Genomic DNA, 19,458 nt, shown 5'->3' with positions numbered 1-19,458 from the left:
GATGTTTGGAAAATTGACACTCGAGGCTGTCCCGTACCATGAACCCATCATCATGGTCACGATAGTCGGTATCATTCTGGGTGGGCTGGCGCTGACCGGCCTCATCACCTATTACGGCAAATGGCAATACCTGTGGAAAGAGTGGTTCACCTCGGTGGATCACAAGCGCCTTGGTATCATGTATCTCATCCTGGGCATGGTCATGCTGCTGCGCGGCTTTGCCGACGCGGTGCTGATGCGTGGTCAGCAGGTGCTGGCCTCCGCCGGTGGTGAAGGCTATCTGAATGCCCATCACTACGACCAGATCTTCACCGCCCACGGCGTCATCATGATCTTCTTCGTGGCCATGCCACTGGTGATCGGCCTGATGAACATCGTGGTGCCGCTGCAGATCGGTGCCCGTGACGTCGCCTTCCCCTTCCTGAACAACCTGAGCTTCTGGTTTACCGCCGCGGCCGTGGTGCTGATCAACATCTCCCTCGGGGTTGGTGAATTCGCCCAGACCGGCTGGTTGGCCTATCCGCCCTTGTCGGGACTGGAGTTCAGTCCGGGCGTCGGGGTCGATTACTGGATATGGAGTCTGCAGATCTCAGGGTTAGGTACCCTGCTGACCGGTGTGAACTTCTTTGCCACCATCATCCGGATGCGTGCCCCCGGCATGACCATGATGCGTCTGCCGGTGTTCACCTGGACCGCCCTGTGCGCCAACATCCTGATCATCGCCTCCTTCCCGATCCTGACCGTCACCATCGCCCTGCTGACCGCAGACCGCTACCTGGGTACCCATTTCTTTACCAATGACATGGGTGGCAACATGATGATGTACATCAACCTGATCTGGGCCTGGGGTCACCCCGAGGTGTATATCCTGGTGCTGCCGGTGTTCGGGATCTTCTCCGAAGTGGTGGCGACCTTCTGCAAGAAGAAGCTGTTTGGCTACACCTCCCTGGTGTGGGCGACGGTGGCCATCACCGTGCTCTCCTTCATCGTCTGGCTGCACCACTTCTTTACCATGGGGTCCGGCGCCAACGTGAATGCCTTCTTCGGCATCACCACCATGATCATCTCCATCCCGACCGGGGTGAAGATCTTCAACTGGCTGTTCACCATGTATCGGGGTCGCATCGAGTTCAGCTCCCCCATGCTGTGGACTGTCGGCTTCATCATCACCTTCACCGTGGGTGGGATGACCGGGGTACTGCTCTCCGTGCCGGCTGCCAACTTCGTGCTGCACAACAGCCTGTTCCTGATCGCCCACTTCCACAACGTCATCATCGGCGGCGTGGTGTTCGGTTGCTTCGCCGGTATCACCTACTGGTTCCCGAAAGCATTCGGCTTCAAGCTGGATGACGTCTGGGGCAAGCGCGCTTTCTGGTGCTGGATTGTCGGCTTCTTCGTGGCCTTCATGCCGCTCTACGTGCTGGGCTTCATGGGCATGACCCGTCGTGTCAGCCAGAACATCGATCCCGAGTTCCACGGCATGCTGGTGGTTGCCGCCTGCGGTGCCGGTCTCATCGCCCTCGGCGTGCTGTGCCAGGTTGTCCAGATCGTGGTCAGTATCCGTGACCGCGAGAAGAACCGTGACCTGACCGGCGATCCCTGGGGTGGCCGTACCCTGGAGTGGGCGACCTCCTCGCCGCCGCCGTTCTACAACTTCGCCATCGAGCCGAAGGTCAAGGGTCTGGATGCCTTCTGGGAAGCCAAGCAAGACGGTAGCGCCTACCGCAAGCCGGCCCAGTATGCCCCCATCCACATGCCGAAGAACTCCGGTGCCGGTGTGATCATCGCCGCCTTCAGCGTGGTGTTCGGTTTTGCCATGATCTGGCACATCTGGTGGATGGCCATCGCCGGCTTCGTCGGCATGATCGCCACCTGGATCATCCACAGCTTCAACGACGATGTGGACTACTACGTACAGGTTGACGAGATCGAGCGTATCGAAGGTCAGCATTTCGACAACATCAACAAGGTAGCCTGACGCTATGGCAACTGACGTACTCCATCACACTCACGGCGCCCATGACGATCATGGGCACCATGACGCCGGTGCCACCAAGGTATTCGGTTTCTGGATCTACCTGATGAGTGACTGCATCCTGTTTGCGACCCTGTTCGCAACCTATGCGGTTCTCGTCAACGGCACTGCCGGCGGCCCCGCCGGCAAGGACATCTTCGAACTGCCGTTCGTGTTCGCCGAAACCATGCTGCTGCTGCTGAGCTCCATCACCTTCGGCTTCGGCATGCTGGCGATGAACAAGAACAAGGTCTCCGCCGTCAACACCTGGCTGTTCGTGACCTTCCTGCTCGGTGCCGGCTTCATCGCCATGGAGATCTACGAGTTCCACCACCTCATCGTCAACGATGCGGGCCCGGATCGCAGCGGCTTCCTCTCCGCCTTCTTCACCCTGGTCGGTACCCACGGTATCCACGTGACCAGCGGTCTTATCTGGATCATCGTGATGATGGTGCTGATCACCAAGAAGGGGCTGACCGAGCGCAACCGTACTCGCCTGATGTGCCTGAGCCTGTTCTGGCACTTCCTGGACGTGGTCTGGATCTGCGTCTTCACCGTGGTCTATCTGATGGGGGTCATGTAAATGAGTCATTCTGTTGACAATCACGGCGCCAGCCACGGCAGCGTCAAGTCCTACATGATAGGGTTCGTGCTGTCACTCATCCTGACGGCCATCCCGTTCTGGATGGTGATGGACGGCTCCGCCTCCCACGCCGTGGTGCTCGGCACCGTGGTCGGCATGGCGGTGGTGCAGATCTTCGTGCACCTGGTCTACTTCCTGCACATGAACACCTCCTCCGAGGAGCGCTGGAACCTGGTGGCCCTGGTCTTCACCGTGCTCATCATTGCCATAGTCGTGGTGGGTTCCCTGTGGATCATGTACAACCTCAACATCAACATGATGGTTCACTAAGCGGGTTGATGTGATGATGAAGCAATACCTGCAAGTGACCAAGCCAGGCATCATCTTCGGTAACCTCATCTCGGTTATCGGAGGGTTCCTGCTGGCGTCCAAGGGGAGCCTCGACGTCCCTCTGTTCATCCTGACCATGGTCGGGGTGTCACTGGTGGTCGCCTCCGGCTGCGTGTTCAACAACTACATCGACCGGGACATCGACTGCATCATGGAGCGCACCAAGCACCGTGCGCTGGTGAAGGGGTTGATCGCACCGGGTGTCTCGCTCTGGTATGCGAGCGTGCTCGGTGTTGCGGGCATTACACTGCTCTACTTCGCGGCCAATCCGTTGGCCGCCTTGCTGGCAGTGCTGGGCTTCCTGGTCTATGTGGGGGTCTACAGCCTCTACATGAAGCGCCACTCGGTCTATGGCACCCTGGTGGGGAGCCTCTCCGGCGCCGCGCCACCGGTCATCGGCTACTGCGCGGTGAGCGGCCAGTTCGACTCGGGGGCGCTGATCCTGCTGGCGATTTTCAGCCTGTGGCAGATGCCGCACTCCTATGCGATTGCGATCTTCCGCTTCAAGGATTACCAGGCCGCCAACATCCCGGTGTTGCCGGTGGTGAAGGGGATCTCGGTGGCCAAACACCACATCACCCTCTACATCCTGGCCTTCATGGTGCCGACCCTGATGCTGTTCCTCGGCGGTTACGCCGGTTACAAGTATCTGATCGTCGCCACGGCGGTGAGTGTCTGGTGGTTGGGGATGGCGCTGTCCGGCTACAAGGCCGCGGTGGATGACTCCCTCTGGGCCCGCAAGCTGTTCATGTTCTCCATCGTCACCATCACCTGCCTGAGCGTGATGATGTCGGTAGACTTCCAGCCCGATGCGGCGCCGGTCCTGGTGACCATGCTGCCTTGAGTGCTGTGGTTCACCGCTGTGATGTGACGCAGGAAAATCAATAGAATCCAGAGCCGGGAACCTTCCCGGCTCTGTTATTATGTGGCCCCCGTGCGGGGTGATTGCCCGGTTTCTGCGGACGAATGCAAGACGTCACGGGTCCGGATTTCTTCTCTCTTCTTGTCTATCGAGGCCATCATGAATGATTTCACCATGACGAGGGGCGAGCGACGCGCCACCTGGGCGCTCGGCTCCGTCTTCTCTTTGCGCATGCTCGGCATGTTTATGGTGCTGCCGGTACTGACCACCTACGGCATGTCCCTGGCCGGCGCCTCCGAGGCACTGATCGGCCTCGCCATCGGCATCTACGGCATGACCCAGGCCCTGCTGCAGATCCCCTTCGGTCTGCTCTCCGACCGCATCGGGCGCAAGCCCCTCATCGTCGGCGGTTTGCTGATGTTTGCACTCGGCAGCGTCGTCGCCGCCCTGAGCGACTCCATCTGGGGGGTCATCGTCGGCCGCGCCTTGCAGGGCAGTGGTGCCATCTCCGCCGCCGTCATGGCCCTGCTCTCGGATCTCACCCGGGAGCAGAACCGCACCAAGGCCATGGCCTTCATCGGGGTGAGCTTTGGCATCACCTTCGCCATCGCCATGGTGACCGGTCCCCTCATCACCCACGCCCTGGGCCTGTCCGGCCTGTTCTGGCTCATCGCCCTGCTGGCTCTGGCCGCCATTGCCCTGGTGATCTGGGCGGTGCCAAGGCCTGAGGCCCATCTGCAAAATCGCGAATCCGCCATGGTGCGGGGCGGTTTTCGCACCGTGTTGACCAACCCCAGGCTGCTCAAACTCAACCTCGGCATCCTCTGCGTTCACACCCTGCTGATGTCGAGCTTCGTGGCGCTGCCGCCACTGCTGGAGCAGGCAGGGCTGGCGCGGGAGCACCAGTGGCAGGCCTATCTCGCCACCATGTTGATCGCCTTCGTGAGCGTTGTGCCCTTCATCATCTATGCCGAGAAGCGCCGCCAGATGAAGCGGGTGTTCCAGCTCTGCGTGCTGGTGATGCTCATCGCCGAGCTGGTGCTCTGGCAAGCGGGCCTGCAACTCTGGGGCCTGCTCGCGGGGCTGCAGATCTTCTTCATCGGTTTCAACGTGATGGAGGCATTGCTGCCGTCCCTCATCAGCAAGGAGTCCCCGCCGGGTTACAAGGGCACCGCCATGGGGGTCTACTCCACCAGCCAGTTCATCGGGGTCGCCATCGGTGGCAGTCTGGGCGGGCTGCTTTACGGCATCGGGGGCGCAGCCTTGGTATTTGGCGGTTGCGCCGTCCTGGCCCTGCTCTGGTTCGGGGTCAGCCTCACCATGCAGGAGCCCCCCTATGTGAGCAGCCTGCGCATCGTGTTGCCAGAGGGTGTCGCACCCACGCCGGTCCTCGAGCAGAAGGTGCGTGCCTGTGACGGGGTGAGCGCCGTGCTGCTGGTGGCCGAGGAGCGCTCTCTGTACGTGAAGGTGGATACCAAACACCTGAGTCGCAGCGATCTGGAGCGGCTGATCGCCACCTGAGGCTCGGGGCGGTGGCCGGACTCCCTTGCTATGCTGAAATCCCCAAGCAAGGAGGACGCTCCCATGTCATATGTGGATGGATTCGTGATCGCCGTGCCCACGGCGAACAAGCAGGCCATGATCGATCATGCGAGACACTTCGATCCCCTCTTCCTCGAACTCGGTGCGATCCGGGTGCTGGAGTGCTGGGGGGATGACGTGCCACACGGCAAGCAGACCGATTTTTACCGCGCGGTGGCGGCGAAGAAGGATGAGACCGTGGTCTTCTCCTGGGTGGAATGGCCGGACAAGGCCACCCGGGACGAGGCGATGCAGAAGATGATGCAGGATCCCAGGATGGATCCGAAAAACCCCGACAACCCGCCCATGCCCTTCGATGGTGCCCGCATGATCTTCGGCGGCTTCAATGCCGTGCTGGATCTCAAGGCCTGATGTCGACCTCGCAGGATGAGGCCATGACCAGAGCCCGCCCATCGGCGGGCTTTTTTTATGGCCATTTTTCAGGGAAAAGCGGCGCTCTTCAGCTCGCTCGCCAGAAGGGCCTGTCCCCGAGGATGGTGGCGCGGTGCATCACCCGCCGGGCCGGCAGGTAGTCGGCGTTGGCGTAGTGCTGGGTCACCCGATTGTCCCAGATGGCGATGTCGTTCTCCTGCCAGCGCCAGCGCACCTGAAACTCGGGGCGGCGAATGTGATCGAACAGAAAGCCGAGCAGGGCCTCGCTCTCCCGGGCCGGCAGGTCCGGCAAACGGGTGGTGAAACCTTCATTCACGAACAGCGCCTGACGTCCGCTCACCGGGTGGGTGCGCAGCACCGGATGGCGAAGGGGCGGGTTGCTGGCCACGGCTGCCTGCCAGCGTTGACGCTCCTCCGTGCTGCCCTGATGGCGATGGGCGGGGAAGGATTTGGTGAAGTCATGCTCCGCCTCCAGCCCCGCCAGCAGTTTTTGCAGGGGTGGGGAGAGGGCCGCCAGCGCCGCGATGCCGCTGGCCCAGAGGGTGTCTCCCCCGGTGGGGGGCAACTGCTTGGCGGCCAGGATGGCGAGCGCCGGTGGCGTCTCGATGAAGGTGACGTCCGTGTGCCAGTTGTCGTTGTCCGGCGGGTTGTCGTCATGGGTGTCGAGCACGATGATCTCCTCCGCCTCCTCGCTGTGGGGATAGACGGGATGGATGTGCAGATCCCCGAAGCGATTCGCCAGCGCCCGCTGTGCTCGCGGCGTAATGGGCTGGTCGCGGGCAAACAGCACCTGGTATTTGAGCAGGGCCCGGTGGAGTTGCTCGAACTGCGCCTGGCTCAGGGGCTCGGCCAGCGTGAGGCCGGCAATTTCGGCACCGATGTGGGGGCCGAGGGGGGTGATGGTCAGCTTGTTGTCATTCATTGTATTTCTCCATGCCAGGGCGTCAGCCTGCGCTGCAATGCGCGCAGGCCCAGTTCCAATACGAAGGCGATCACCGCGATCACCAGAATGCCGGCCAGCACCACGTCGGTGGCGAGGAACTCGCCGGCGGATTGCACCATGAAGCCCACGCCCCGGGTGGCGGCAATCAACTCGGCAGCCACCAGGGTGGACCAGCCCACGCCGAGGCCGATGCGGATCCCGGTCAGGATCTCCGGCAAGGCCCCCGGCAGGATCACGTGCCACAGCACCTGAGTCCGGGTGGCGCCAAGGGCTCGGGCCGCCCGCAGTCGCACCGGCTGGGCGCTCTGCACGCCCGCCAGGGTGGCCATGGCCACGGGGGCGAAGATGGCCAGATAGATGAGCAGCACCTTGGAGGTCTCGCCGATGCCAAACCAGATCACCATCAGCGGCAGGTAAGCAAGCGGCGGCACCGGCCGGTAGAGCTCGATGAGGGGATCCAGCACCCCGCGCACCGTGGGGCTGAGCCCCATGGCGATGCCCGCGGCGATGCCAAACACCGTGGCCGCCGCCAGGGCGATCAGGATGCGGCCCAGACTCGCCCCCAGGTGTTGCCACAGGGTGGCGTCCATGAAGCCTTGCGGCCCGGCGATGGTGACGAGCTGCCCCAGCACCCGCTCGGGAGGCGGTAGGAACAGGGGATCAATCCAGCCAAGGCGTGCCACCAGCCACCAGAGGGCCAGCAGGGCGGTGAGGGTCGCAAGGCTCAGACCAAGGCGGCGACCGAGGGGCCAGCGCAGCGGCCTGCGGGTGGCATGGGTGGCGGGCGTGGCCAGGGGTTGGGTCAGGGTCTGGTTCATGCGAAGGCCTCCCGCTCGGCAAATACCCGGCCGAGCACGTATTCTCGCCGCTCGATGAAGGCCGGATCGGACTTGATGCTGCGACTGGACTCCCCGGCGGCAAAGCGGCGACCGAAGTTCAGGGAGAGCCGCTCCAGCACTCGGCCGGGGGAGGGGGAGAGTAGCACCAAATCGGTTGCCAGAAACACCGCCTCCTCGATGTCGTGGGTGATGAGCAGCACCTGGCGGCGGGCCTCAGACCACAGCCGTAGCAGCAGGGTCTGCATCTGCTCCCGGGTGAAGGCATCCAGGGCGCCGAACGGCTCGTCCAGCAACAACAGCTGCGGTCGGGTGGCGAGGGCCCGGGCGATGCCGACCCGCTGGCGCTGGCCGCCGGAGAGCTGCCAGATGGCGCGCTCGCCCGCCCCTTCCAATCCCACCTGGCGCAGCAAGGCTTGCGCCTGTTCATGGCGACTGGCCCTGGGTACCCCGGCCAGTTGCAGGCCGAAGGCCACGTTGTCCTGCACGTTGCGCCAGGGGAGTAACCCCTCACTCTGGAACACCACGCCGCGCTCGGCACCGGGCCCGATGACAGGCTCACTCCCCAGGCTTATCTGGCCATGGCGGCAGGGTTCGAAACCGGCCACCAGGTTGAGCAGGGTGGTCTTGCCCGAGCCCGAGGGGCCGAGCACCACCATCAGCTCCCCCTCGGCGAGGGAGAGGTTGATGTTGTCGAGCACCTTCTTGCCAGCGTACTCGGCAGACACACGAGAGATATGCAGCATACTCGCCTCCTGTAGCTTATTGAGGCAGTGCTTTCACGAAGCGGTCGGTGACGAACTGGCGATAGTCGTCGGCGGCCCTGGCCACCTTGCCCTGTCCCTCGAGGAAGCGGGCGGTGTCGACGATGGTCTGGTTCACCAGGGTAGCGAGCTCGGCGCTCTGGGCGCGGGCGTCGAGGTAGGTGTTGCCTTTGACGAGTTCGGGGATATCCGCCTCGGGCACGCCGCTCAGGCGGGCGAGCTTGTCGAGGTTCTCCGGCCGGGCCAGCCAGCCCTCCGGGTTGTCCAGATAGCCGCGCTGGGCCGCGAGCGTGCTGCTCACGAAGGCCTGAACCACCTCGGGGTGAGCCTTGGCGAAGTCCTTGCGGACCACCCACACATCCAGGGTCGGCGCCCCCCATGTCCCCACCTGGGCCGAGTCGGTCAGCACCTTGCCCTCCTTGCTGAGCTGGTTGAGGGCCGGGGCCCACACATAGGCACCGTCGATGTCACCGCGCTGCCAGGCGGCAATGATGGCCGGCGGCTGCAGGTTCACTATCTGCAGCTTGGCCGGATCGACCCCCCAGTGCTTGAGGGCCGCCAGCAGGCTGTAGTGGGTGGTGGAGGTGTAGGGCACGGCGATGCGTTTGCCAACGAGATCCTGGGGGTTAGCGAGTCCTTGCTTCACCACCAGCGCCTCGGAGTCGCCGAGCTTGGAGGCGAGCAGGAACACCTTGATGGGCACGTTCTGGCTCGCCGCCACCGCCAGGGGGCTTGAGCCGATATTGCCAATCTGCACGTCGCCGGAGGCGAGCGCCCGCACCACGCTGGCGCCACTGTCAAACTTGCGCCATTCCACCTTGGCGCCACTCTCCTTGGCGAAGGTGCCGTCGGCCTGGGCCACCTTGGCGGGTTCGGCGGAGGTCTGGTAGGCGACGGTGACGTCCACCGCCTGGGCGGACTGGCTGAGCAGGACGGAGGCCGCGAGCCACACAGAGATGCCTTTTGCTGTCATGATGCACTTCCTTGTCTGGGGTGTTGGAAGCCACATCTTTGTCCAAAGCGCGCTTGGGAATGAAGGAACGAGAAACGCGCTCTCATGCCTTATGGTTCTTAGAAAAAGAGCAACAAATCAATGAGCTAATTGAGATATGCCGGGTTGTGAAGTGCTTATGCACCCCTTGGCAATGACCCCATGGGCAAGGGCGCGGCGAGGAATGGCAGGGTGAGCGAGCAGGAGCGGGGCAGGGAAAATAAAGGAAAGAAGAGGGCGGGACAGGACCCCGAGGGTCGAAGCGCGGGCCCGCCGTTTGGCGGGCCCGGGCGTGGTGAAGGGGATCCGGGGATCAGTGCTCCGATCAGCGGGTGATCAAGGCCCGGGGATCAGGGTGTCGATCAGCGTTCGATCAGCGGCGCCGAGCGGTAACTCCAGAGGCCATAGGTGCGCAGGGCATCCCGGTAGATGCCGAGCAGCTCCTCCGGGCTCGCCTTGGCGAGGGCCGAGAGGGGCTTGTCCGGGTAGGCGACGCTGTCGATGCGGATATTGGCCGGGCCGCTCTGCCAGCAGGCTATTTCCAGCAGGGTCTGGCCCCGGCGCACGTGGCTCGCCGAGCTCACCAGGGTGGCGTACTCAATCTCGTGGCGGGCGAGGGCATAGCCGCTGTAGAGGGCGTTCTCCACCGTGCTGGTGGCGTAGTTCTCCTCGATGATGCGGGATCTGTCTATGCCCTTCTTCGCCAGCCAGTCCGCCATCAGCTTGCCCTCGGTCTGGCGGTTCTGGGGCACGCCGCCGGTCAGTATGATGAGGGCCGCCGGGTTGGCCTGGGCCAGGGCGCGGGTGGTCTCGAGGCGCCCCAGCAGGATCTCGTGCATGGAGCCATCGGGGTTGAGGGCATAGCCCAGGGTGACGATGGCCTGTCGCCCCTTCTTCTCGCCGCGCCCCTGGCGCTCCTTGAGGGGGGTGGCAACCACCCGGTCCACGGTATCGAACAGCCGCTGCAGATCGGCGGCCCGACCGGCATTGAGCTCGCCGACCCGCTTGACGTAGCCATCGGATTTGGCCTGGTTGCCCTTGAAGCGCTGCCAGGTGGCCAGATAGGTGTTGAGATCCAGATCGTCCGGCGCCGTGCTGAGGGCCTGCTCGAACAGGGCGATGGCCCTGTCCACGTTGCCGTTGTAGATCTGGGCGTTGGCCGCCGAGATGAGCAGATCGGTGCGGTAGGGTTCGAGCTGGTGGGCCTGCAGCAGGAGCTCGGTGACCTGCTCCATGTTGCTCGGCATCTTGGCGGTGAAACCGGCATCTGAGACCCGGGCGGGGGAGTGGAAGATGCGGGCGGCATCCGCCAGCAGCTGATCCACCACCTGGCGTTTGCTGATGTACTGGTCGTAATTTTGCTCCTTTTGCAGGGAGCGCACCGGGGCGGCCCAGGCATCGGAGGCGGTGACCACCGGCAGCGCCAGCAGGCTGGCCAGGGTCAGGGCAATCGCAGTTTTCTTCATCATGGCGTTCCACCTAGGGGGAGGGGCGCTATGCCATGGCATGCTCCCCTGGAGCCTTTTTCAATTAAAACAGGCGCTTGGTAATTGCCTACTCTACTCCTTTCCCGATGAAAAAAACGTGAACCGCTTCGGTTATCCCGGTCACCCCCTAGCGCAGACCCAGACGCTCGTGGAGAAACCCCAGCCAGGCCTCCACCTTGGCGGGCAGGTGGCGGCGCTTCGGATAGAGGCACCAGATGCCGTGCTCGGGCAGGGCGTGGTCTGGCAGCAGGGGCACCAGCCGACCGGTGGCGAGATCCCGCTCCACGATAAAGTCCGGCATGTTGCCTATGCCGAGCCCCGCCAGCAGCGCCGTGTGGATGGCGTCGCTGTTGTTGACCTCGAAATTGCCGCGCGGGGTGATGGCCACCTCCCCCTCGGGGCCTTGCAGCCGCCACTGGGTGCCGCCGCGAAACAGGGAGTAGAAGAGGCAGTTGTGGCGCTCGAGATCCGCCGGGGTGCGGGGCGTGCCGGCCCGCGCCAGGTAGGCGGGGGCGGCGCACAATGTGCTGTGACAGGGGGCGAGGCGGCGGGCGACCAGGCTCGAATCTTCCAGCTCGCCGATGCGCACCGCCACGTCGAACCCCTCGGCCACCAGATCCTGTAGGGCGTCGCTCATCTCCAGTTGCAACTGCACCTCGGGGTAGAGGGCGAGAAATTCGGGGATAAGGGGGACTATGTGGCGCCGACCATAGACCATGGGCACCGTCACCCGCAGCAGGCCGCGCGGCGCCGATTGCAGGGCGCCGATGGCATCTTCCCCTTCGCTTGCCAGGCGCACCGCATGGCGCACCGTCTCGAAGTAGCGCTCCCCCGCCTCGGTCAGGGCGAGGGAGCGGGTGGTGCGGTAGATAAGTTGGCAACCGAGGGTTTGCTCAAGCTGGCTCACCTTCTTGCTTAGCACCGACTTGCTGAGGCCGAGCTGGCGGGCGGCGCCGGAGAAAGTGCCCGCCTCCACCACGGCGACGAAGGCGGGGAGCAGGGCGAAGGCATCCTGGTTCATGTTGTTCTCAATGCGGAAACAATGTTGTTCCATAAGGGTAGATTATCCCCATATCGAAAACAATTTACCCTGCTCCTCAGTTCAACCAAGGAGTGACCCCATGATCCCCCCGCTTATCGACCGCCGCCCCGGACGCCTCGCCCTCGGCCAGACACTTGGCCAGACCATAGGTGCCCTGGCCGCCTTCGCCGCCGGCCTGTTGCTGGCGTTGATGATCGCCCAGAACGGCGCCCTGGCCCGCGCCACCGACCCCTGGCTCGGGAGCTGGCTGGCCCACGGGGTCGGCACCCTGGTTGCCGCGCTCCTGTGGTGTCTCGCCCCCCGATCTCCGACGCCGGAGGCCGCCCCGCCCTGGGCCTGGCTCGGCGGCCTGCCGGGGGCGCTCACCGTGGTGCTGGCGGCCTTGTGCCTCAACTCGCCCCTCGGCATGGCGGGCACCCTGGCCCTGCTGCTGCTCGGCCAGCTGCTGTTTGGCGCCCTGTGCGACGCCAGAGGCTGGTTCGGGCTGACCCGCCGCCGCCCCTCGGGGAAGGACGCGCTCGCCGCCCTGCTGGTGCTGGCCGGCGCCCTGCTCATCGTACTCGGCTAGGAGACACACCATGACCCTTCTGATCCTGCTGGGACTGCTGAACGGCGTGGCGGTGAGCCTGTCGCGCACCCTCAATGGCCGCCTCGCCAGCGCCCGGGGCGCCATGACGGCCTCCCTTGCCAACCACCTGCTCGGCTTTGTGCTGCTCGGCGCCCTGCTCATCCTCAAGGGCGCGCCCTGGGAGCGGCTCGCCGGGCTCGATCCCTGGCTGCTGCTAGGTGGCGTGCTGGGGGCGCTGTTCGTGGCCACCAGCAGCTGGGCCATAGGCCGGGTCGGGGCCCTGGCCTGCGCCCTGCTCATCGTCGCAGGCCAACTGCTGGGGGGAGCACTGCTCGATGCCCTGGCCGGACGGCTGGCCGCGAGCGATCTGCTCGGCATTCTGCTGGTGCTGGCGGGCGCCGCACTGCAACGCTGGCAGACTGGCAAGCCGCGCTCCTCGCCATGAGCGGCGATGGCGTGGCGACACCCGCAGTGTTAGGTGATAAGAGCGCGGCCCTGGCCTAGGCGGAAAGGTCGCAGGCCATCCAGCTCACGGCCCTGGCGGAAGGGAGAGAAATGAAGGAAAGGGAGGAAGGGAAGCCACCCGCGAGCAGGGCCAGCCCTAAAAAGCAGAACACCGGCGCTCGGCCGGTGTTCTGGAATAACAGGGTCGCGCCCCTGATCATCGAGGCGTCGCAGTCAGGGCGACTTAGGCGTAGAAGGCCTCGACGGTGCCCTTGACGGTGATCAGCATGGGGTTGCCGTAGCGATCCTTGGCCTTGGGGGAGGGGATCTTCACCCAACCTTCGCTGATGCAGTACTCCTCGACATTGGTGCGCTCCTTGCCGTTGAGGCGAATGCCGATCTCGTGCTCGAAGCACTCTGCCACATGGTGCGGGCTGCGCGGGTTGGCCGCCAGACGGTCGGGCAGTGCAGGTTTGTTGTCGCTCATTTTATAGACCTGAGTTTGATAAAAAGTGGGTCATTGTAGGCAATGCCCGCCATGGGCTCAAGGCTGGGTTGCATCCCATGGGAGTGGACAAGGTCAGGTTACAGTTGCAGCTCGGGCAACAGCGCTGCCTGCGCCTGAAAATGGTGGCAACGGCGCTCAACGTCGTCTCGGTAGCCTGCCAGATAAGCCAGCTCGGCGGGATTGTCTGTCTCAACCATGGCGATGGCGGCATCCAGATGGTGAAGGATGTCGTTGGCCACCTTGTGCAAGGTCTGTTGCAACAGGCGTTTGGGCAAATCACATGCTTCAGCCATCTCCAGCAACTGCCATGCGTTGACCGCCTCGGGAGCAAACTCGTCGCCTATGGCCATGGCCAGATGCTGGTTGAACTCGGGGTAAAGCCCCACATTGACCAGATCGTACCAGGGGGTGGGCATGAGCCCGGCTTTTGATACGAAGAAGCTGTAGTTCTTGCCGTGGGCATCGTGATTGTTGACGCAGAGGTTGAAGAGCAGCCATTGCAGCATGTCCAGTCTGGCCTGCGCCGGATTGACACAGAGGGCGCTGAGGTTGAACAGCCGTGGCAGGCTCACCCCTTCCCGAATATGGGCCACGTCCCGCCCGTCACCGAAGTTGCGTTCATATTTTCGGGCGACGGGAAACCCCAATCCCTGACAGGCATCGATCATATGGCGACGGCGTACCCTAACGCCATCCTCATCGAGGCGCCGATCGAAGCGTTCTACCAGCAAGCCTCGGTGGGACTTATCGCCTTGGCCGACCCTGTGCAGTTCGACCTGTGCCACCTGCATGCCCAGCAGTGCGGCCAGCCGCATGGTCACAAACTCATTGATCACCAGATGAGGATGGTGCTCGAACTTGAGGAGGTGGGTGGAACAGAGCTCGCCCTCGCCAAATCCCAGCGCCCCCTCGAGTCGCAGCAGGTTGAGCTTGGCCTGCACGCCCGCAACCGAGAGGCGGGGGCGACCATCCCAGACTTCCAGCGGCCAGATCTCGGGCTGATCGAGGCGCAGCAACAGCTCTTCCGGGGTGATGGGGCGAAAATGGGTGGGGACGTCGGGCTCTGCGGGCAGGGTAAAGGTGACAGCCCCTGAGACATCGCGGCCGATGCCGTGGATCAGGGCAAAGAGATTGCTGCGCGAAACGGAGAGCGCCTCAATCAGGTGCTCCAGCCCGCGATTTTCAGGCAGCAAGTTGCCGAGATATGCCCGGACTTGGGCGCTGCTGGCCGAGCCATCCAGCGCCAGCGGGGGTGAGAGCGGGAATCCGCGCGCCTGCCACGCAGGTGTATAGCCGAGCTGAAACGCATCCCGGCTGGAGTCATATTCGAGGTGGCCGATCAGCTGGTTACCCAGCCGAAGTTCCAGCCGATGGTGCTCAGAACCACTCATCATCACCGACCTCTGGTTGGCTGTTGCCGCTCGCTACCTGTGAGCCCGTTTCTTGCACCAGTTGCAACCTCAGCCCCAGCGCCTTCATCACCTGCAACAGGGTCGAGAGGTAGACATCACCCCCTTTTTCAATCTTGATCAGGGTCTTCTTGGAGATGCCGCACAGTGAGGCCGTCACCTCCTGGGTCATCCTGGCGGCCTTGCGCCTCTCGCGGATCGCCAGCCCCAGCGAGGCGGGATCCAGTTCTTTCGGGCCGGTTTGCAACGATGCGTCTGCCATCATGATCACGGAAAAAGTGTAGGTTGTTACACCTTAACTCATGGTAAGAGCAAACAGCAACCAAAAGTGTACGATAGTGCACTTTTTATGGTCCTGGTACTGGTTGCGAGAGAAAAGTGTAGAGGGGTTCACTTTTTAGAACAGAAAGGTGGTGAGGGATGGTCTGGGGGATGACCGAGGGGCCGGGAGGATGTCGCTTGCAGAGCAGCATTGTACTTCATGTTCACTTCATCGAGCGGGGGTAGGGTAGGCACCAGTTTTCAGTTGGAGCTTTATTCTATGCCCACCATAGTCACCCACGCCGCCGTACCCCTCTGTCTTGGGCTGGGGCTTGGCAGCCGGATTATTCCGCCGCGCCTGCTGCTGGCAGGGGTTGCCATCGCCATGCTGCCCGATGCCGACGTGCTCGCCTTTAAACTGGGGGTTGCCTACGGCCATGTCTTTGGCCACCGCGGCTTTACCCACTCCCTGCTGTTCGCCTCTGCCCTGCCCACTCTGGCCATGCTGTTTCACCGCCAGCTTAGGGCGAGTGCCGCCACTGTCTGGTCGTTTCTGCTGGTCTCGCTACTTTCCCACAGCCTGCTCGATTCCCACACCACCGGCGGCAAAGGGGTTGGCTGGCTCTGGCCGTGGCGTGACGAGCGTTTCTTCGCCCCCTGGCAGGTTATCCGGGTCGCCCCCTTCAAGCTGGAGGTCTATCTCACCGCCCGAGGTGAGGCGGTGATCCTCTCAGAGCTCTACTGGGTCTGGCTGCCGGGAATTGTATTGATGTTGATGTTGATGTTGATGGGGTGGCAGGCGTGGGGCAGGGGGCGGTAGTTGCTGGGTTGGAAAGGATTGTTGGATATATCGTGGCTGAGCAAAATATAAAACTCAGGACACCCATCTCTTCTGTTCTGGCTATGCAGTGTTTAGAAAGATGGGGGGCCTGAATGTTCGTTTTCTCGGGGGTTCTTGGTATACCTTTTGACGTTAATGCCTTGTTAATGAGTGAGCAACGCAATACTGAACCCTCCGTATACCACCTTAAACGCCAAATGCATAGTAAAAAAACACGCGTTACGAATCACTCTTAAATAGTTTGTTAGAACAATTCTTCCACTCTTCGCTCAATACTTCGATCAACATAACCCACGAAGAAAAACTTATGATATTCGCACAAGTAATTTAGCTCATCGTTGTCTAGAGGAAACAGTCTTATGAACTTACTGGATTTTGCAATCTTTTTTGAATGGCCAACGTACTCACAAGTGTCACTTATGAGGCTTACACCAAAGAAAATATTGCCATGGTCTGCATGAGGGACAAAAAAAAGATTGTGTGAAACCATGAGAAGATAATGAGTCTCAAGTTGACCATTTTGAACAGCGTAAAAACAATACTTACTTTTTCTTTCAATATAATCATCAAAACTCAAAAAAAATGAAGTGAACTTACTGGAACCTTTAGGTCTTTCAATGGGAAATATCAGTTTCCTGAAAGAACTCTCTATAAAGTCATAGACTAAACTCATTTTACAGTCCTTGTGACTAGGTTTGAGTTTAATAAATTCTGTGCAACTATTGACTGCCATTTATGTTGCAGGTTTCTATTGTACATTTCTTTTCCTACTATTGGGGATTGAATGATATCAAAAAAATTATAAATAAAATCTCTAGGGCCGTTTCCTGGCATTGCCTTAATTTTTTCTCTCTCTAATTGAGCGTAATGTAAATCGAATGCTTCCTGATGTAATTTATTGCAATCAGAGTTTTTTACTATCAGTTCAACCACTGAAACACTCTCATCTTTACCACAGTTCCATGAAGCCTTTGAAGCAACCCATATATCAGGTGTAGTATAAAAGCCACGCCCTAGCTCACCTCCTCCCAAAGTCCAATCAATATTGCCAACGTGAATAGCATCGATAGCGCTTGCGGTCGAGCCATGATAATTTTTTATCAATATATTCTCCAGATTTTTAAATGGTTCTAAGGTTTAGCTCTGCGGACAATTGGATCGAAGAGTAAATTATTTCGCTGCCGTTGATTTTTATATATCTTTACCACCGCAAGTCGTCAACCGTGAAGGTTGTTCCTTGGAATTTATTCTTTTCGGAAAGAAAACTATCAATTTCTATAAAGGATTTACCAAGATCGTTTAACTCAAGTCGTAGCCTATAGCTGGCTACCTCTCCATCTTCTTGATAAGGAACAATTCCATCAGGCTCGTTATACCATTCTTCAAATGACACTCCGTGAATAGCTCGACCCTCTTCTTTGTCGTATGTAATGTAGCATTCGGCATCCCATTGACCAATGCATCCTTCCCTATGGGCTTCCAGGTCCATTTCAAAATCTGCCCAAGGTAGAAAAAACTCTAGTGCATCTTCAATTGACATGCCTGGGCAATAAGTCATTGGCCAATGCTGGCTCTCACCTTCACAACTCAAACTTATTTGGTATCGACTTAACGATTTATTTATCCAATCATCGAAATCTACGTAAACATAATATCCATCATTTATTTTCTCCATCCAATAGCGATCAAGCTTCAGCTTGTTCAGTTTTTGAATGTAAGGTTCAGGCTGAGTGAGCTCACGAAGAACAGAAAGGCTATCATCATCTAATTTCTTAGCCTTTGGAACTTCAATCTTCCAGCCCTTCCCAGTTGACACCACATTACTTTCGTTTACTACTTGCCAATACAAAACGTCCTCATCTGGATTATATAAAACCAAGATTACCGGTAATGTATGATTGGACCAATACTCAATATGTTTGTCTTCGGTTCTAAAAACATAGGAGTGTGCGTTCTCTTCAGAGAAAAAGCTCATGCCAGATTTAATCTGTATGGCAATGAGCTCTCCAGTTGGATAGTTTTCACTAGTTATTTCAACATGGGCATCAATACCAAAGTCATGGATCATTTGTTCCCTGAAGAGCCATCCATGAGATGAAAAATAATGATCCAATTTGGATACGCCAAGTCTTTCTGTTTGAGCTTTCATGTTAGTCCTGCTCGAATTTATAACGCCCACTAGGATGGGTATTTCTTATGGTGGGCTAAAAAACGTAGGTTGGTGCTGAACGAAGTGAAGCCCAACGTTTACAGTGAATATATCTGTAAATCTGTTTTACGGATCTACCACATCCTTGTTTATCCAGAACTGGTTGGTGCAATAATGCTCGCTGCGACAACTGGAAGAACTCGGTTCCGAGCGATGACTTTAACCAATGGTTTAGGCGTATTTTACACTGTACCGAATGAAGTATGACTATGCAAAAGTGTTTGATATGATATTTAACTGAATACTAGGAATAATAAATTTAGCCTCTTTGTAGCCGGATTCAGTCAGAAATGCGGTCGTGTGTCGGCCATCAACAAAAAATAAATTTTTTGGGTCGTTATTTGTGATGTAAATAATTGGGGCGTGAACTTTATTGTAGGTGGAAATCCAGTTTTCAACTCCTATTATTTTACTTTCTTTTCTATCCATGCCTCCTAAGCCAGAATAAGAAAATATATCTTTTCTCCATGCTTGATCTATTTTTGACAATTGGAGAGTAACCATTTCAGTTTCAACCTCACCCTCTTTAATACCAATAGCTCGAGCGGGAATCATCGTTTCAGGGCTGATTGGTTTAATGAACTCAATTATTGGCATATTTTCCTCGAGGAGTCTAATGGTTGGTTTAGGGGACGATTTTAGTCTGTCCCATGAGCAAGTTGAGATATTTTAACCATTTGTTATCTCGTATATTTGGCTCAAAATCGTAGGTTGGTGCTGAACGAAGTGAAGCCCAACGTTTACCGCAAAATATATTTATCAATCTGTTTTACGGATCTGACACATCCATATCTATCCCGCTCTGGGGGGAATAATAATGCACGCAGGTTGGGCTTCGCTAAGCTCTGCGCCAATCTATAAAAACCACGCTACCGCCCCTGAGTTTCAGCTCCCAGCTCGCTGCTTTTTCACCCGCGAGATAGCAACCATCGCTGTCATGGGGCTCTCCCTAGAGATGGATTGTCGTTTGGCTATCTTAAGGGCCCTGATCGAGGCATGGGAAGGGGTGGTTGATAGAAATCTGAGCTGGTTCAACCAATTAGTGAGCAACCGCTGCTTTTAGTGGGCTCAGGGCTGGTAGAGAGTGCGGAAATCCCCTCACCCCAACCCTCTCCCGGGGGGAGAGGGAGCTTGTTTGCGGTTAGACGGGAGCTTAGGGCTGGTACTGTCTTGATCCCCCTCCAAGGCGCCGAGTCGAACTCTGTGGGTCAAAAGCGCCGTCAGGGATGACGGCGCAGCCGCAGTTGGTACAGGGATGTACCATCTGCGGCGTTCCGTCAGACCCAGAGAGCGAGGTGAGGGAATCCGCCGAAGGCGGGCGGCTTGGCGGGG

General features: G+C 59.4%; 21 protein-coding genes. 9 read left to right on the top strand and 12 right to left on the bottom strand.

Going from position 1 to position 19,458, the window contains the following annotated elements:
• The first annotated feature begins 1 nt into the window (after window position 1).
• The 6 genes from cyoB to VZC39_RS13600 all read left to right on the top strand — a co-directional run bounded on the left by cyoB (window position 2) and on the right by VZC39_RS13600 (window position 5,802).
• The gene (gene cyoB / locus VZC39_RS13625) at window positions 2–1,978 is read left to right on the top strand and encodes a cytochrome o ubiquinol oxidase subunit I (protein ID WP_349918681.1); all 1,977 of its coding nucleotides are present in this window, start codon (window positions 2–4) and stop codon (window positions 1,976–1,978) included.
• A gap of 4 nt (window positions 1,979–1,982) precedes the next feature.
• Complete coding sequence (locus tag VZC39_RS13620; protein WP_349918679.1) at window positions 1,983–2,597, top strand: cytochrome o ubiquinol oxidase subunit III; 615 nt, start codon at window positions 1,983–1,985, stop codon at window positions 2,595–2,597.
• Entirely contained in the window at window positions 2,598–2,927 is a 330-nt protein-coding gene (locus VZC39_RS13615) for a cytochrome o ubiquinol oxidase subunit IV (RefSeq protein ID WP_349918678.1), read from the top strand.
• A gap of 10 nt (window positions 2,928–2,937) precedes the next feature.
• Window positions 2,938–3,831, top strand: coding sequence for a heme o synthase (cyoE, locus tag VZC39_RS13610; RefSeq protein WP_434663234.1), 894 nt, complete (start codon window positions 2,938–2,940; stop codon window positions 3,829–3,831).
• Window positions 3,832–4,008: 177 nt separating this feature from the next.
• On the top strand, window positions 4,009–5,370 hold the full coding sequence (locus VZC39_RS13605) for an MFS transporter (protein WP_434663231.1): 1,362 nt from the start codon (window positions 4,009–4,011) through the stop codon (window positions 5,368–5,370).
• A 63-nt stretch (window positions 5,371–5,433) separates the two neighbouring features.
• Window positions 5,434–5,802, top strand: a complete 369-nt coding sequence (locus tag VZC39_RS13600) for a DUF1428 domain-containing protein (RefSeq protein ID WP_434663228.1) — start codon at window positions 5,434–5,436, stop codon at window positions 5,800–5,802.
• A gap of 88 nt (window positions 5,803–5,890) precedes the next feature.
• Here the strand turns inward: VZC39_RS13600 and tauD are convergent, their stop codons facing one another.
• From tauD to VZC39_RS13570, 6 genes are all read right to left on the bottom strand, one after another.
• Window positions 5,891–6,745 carry a taurine dioxygenase gene (gene tauD / locus VZC39_RS13595; protein WP_434663226.1) on the bottom strand — a complete coding sequence of 285 codons (855 nt, stop codon included), beginning with the start codon at window positions 6,743–6,745 and terminating at the stop codon, window positions 5,891–5,893.
• Window positions 6,742–7,584 (bottom strand): taurine ABC transporter permease TauC, encoded by an 843-nt coding sequence (tauC, locus tag VZC39_RS13590; protein WP_434663222.1) that lies wholly within the window; start codon window positions 7,582–7,584, stop codon window positions 6,742–6,744. The genes tauD and tauC overlap by 4 nt, the downstream gene beginning before the upstream one ends.
• Window positions 7,581–8,348 (bottom strand): taurine ABC transporter ATP-binding subunit, encoded by a 768-nt coding sequence (gene tauB, locus VZC39_RS13585; RefSeq protein ID WP_434663219.1) that lies wholly within the window; start codon window positions 8,346–8,348, stop codon window positions 7,581–7,583. Before tauB ends, tauC begins: the two co-directional genes overlap by 4 nt.
• A gap of 16 nt (window positions 8,349–8,364) precedes the next feature.
• Window positions 8,365–9,339: a taurine ABC transporter substrate-binding protein gene (gene tauA / locus VZC39_RS13580; protein ID WP_434663216.1), complete on the bottom strand. Its 975-nt coding sequence runs from the start codon at window positions 9,337–9,339 to the stop codon at window positions 8,365–8,367.
• 380 nt (window positions 9,340–9,719) lie between these two features.
• Window positions 9,720–10,823 (bottom strand): ElyC/SanA/YdcF family protein, encoded by a 1,104-nt coding sequence (locus tag VZC39_RS13575; RefSeq protein ID WP_434668476.1) that lies wholly within the window; start codon window positions 10,821–10,823, stop codon window positions 9,720–9,722.
• 148 nt (window positions 10,824–10,971) lie between these two features.
• Window positions 10,972–11,865, bottom strand: a complete 894-nt coding sequence (locus VZC39_RS13570; RefSeq protein ID WP_434663214.1) for a LysR family transcriptional regulator — start codon at window positions 11,863–11,865, stop codon at window positions 10,972–10,974.
• Window positions 11,866–11,965: 100 nt separating this feature from the next.
• Here VZC39_RS13570 and VZC39_RS13565 point away from each other — a divergent pair, with 100 nt between their 5' ends.
• Together VZC39_RS13565 and VZC39_RS13560 are read left to right on the top strand one after the other, a co-directional pair.
• On the top strand, window positions 11,966–12,454 hold the full coding sequence (locus VZC39_RS13565; protein WP_434663211.1) for a DMT family transporter: 489 nt from the start codon (window positions 11,966–11,968) through the stop codon (window positions 12,452–12,454).
• A 10-nt stretch (window positions 12,455–12,464) separates the two neighbouring features.
• Window positions 12,465–12,899: a DMT family transporter gene (locus VZC39_RS13560; RefSeq protein ID WP_434663209.1), complete on the top strand. Its 435-nt coding sequence runs from the start codon at window positions 12,465–12,467 to the stop codon at window positions 12,897–12,899.
• Window positions 12,900–13,142: 243 nt separating this feature from the next.
• On the opposite strand, the gene VZC39_RS13555 is transcribed toward VZC39_RS13560, so the two are convergent.
• The 3 genes from VZC39_RS13555 to VZC39_RS13545 form a co-directional block, all read right to left on the bottom strand.
• The gene (locus VZC39_RS13555) at window positions 13,143–13,385 is read right to left on the bottom strand and encodes a DUF3297 family protein (RefSeq protein ID WP_042040288.1); all 243 of its coding nucleotides are present in this window, start codon (window positions 13,383–13,385) and stop codon (window positions 13,143–13,145) included.
• A 98-nt stretch (window positions 13,386–13,483) separates the two neighbouring features.
• On the bottom strand, window positions 13,484–14,800 hold the full coding sequence (locus VZC39_RS13550; RefSeq protein ID WP_434663205.1) for a HipA domain-containing protein: 1,317 nt from the start codon (window positions 14,798–14,800) through the stop codon (window positions 13,484–13,486).
• Complete coding sequence (locus VZC39_RS13545; protein ID WP_232301917.1) at window positions 14,784–15,077, bottom strand: helix-turn-helix domain-containing protein; 294 nt, start codon at window positions 15,075–15,077, stop codon at window positions 14,784–14,786. The genes VZC39_RS13550 and VZC39_RS13545 overlap by 17 nt, the downstream gene beginning before the upstream one ends.
• 279 nt (window positions 15,078–15,356) lie before the next feature.
• On the opposite strand from VZC39_RS13545, the gene VZC39_RS13540 reads away from it, so the two are divergent.
• On the top strand, window positions 15,357–15,896 hold the full coding sequence (locus tag VZC39_RS13540) for a metal-dependent hydrolase (RefSeq protein ID WP_434663202.1): 540 nt from the start codon (window positions 15,357–15,359) through the stop codon (window positions 15,894–15,896).
• Window positions 15,897–16,586: 690 nt separating this feature from the next.
• Here VZC39_RS13540 and VZC39_RS13535 read toward each other — a convergent pair.
• From VZC39_RS13535 to VZC39_RS13525, 3 genes are all read right to left on the bottom strand, one after another.
• Window positions 16,587–17,021, bottom strand: a complete 435-nt coding sequence (locus tag VZC39_RS13535; RefSeq protein ID WP_434663200.1) for a hypothetical protein — start codon at window positions 17,019–17,021, stop codon at window positions 16,587–16,589.
• A 97-nt stretch (window positions 17,022–17,118) separates the two neighbouring features.
• Window positions 17,119–18,066, bottom strand: a complete 948-nt coding sequence (locus tag VZC39_RS13530) for a DUF4365 domain-containing protein (RefSeq protein WP_434663199.1) — start codon at window positions 18,064–18,066, stop codon at window positions 17,119–17,121.
• A 267-nt stretch (window positions 18,067–18,333) separates the two neighbouring features.
• Entirely contained in the window at window positions 18,334–18,723 is a 390-nt protein-coding gene (locus VZC39_RS13525) for a hypothetical protein (protein ID WP_434663197.1), read from the bottom strand.
• Window positions 18,724–19,458: the final 735 nt, after the last annotated feature.

The organism is Aeromonas sp. NJAU223 (genome assembly GCF_051125555.1).
Taxonomy (GTDB): domain Bacteria; phylum Pseudomonadota; class Gammaproteobacteria; order Enterobacterales; family Aeromonadaceae; genus Aeromonas; species Aeromonas veronii_G.
This window is presented reverse-complemented; position numbering and strand designations above follow the sequence as displayed.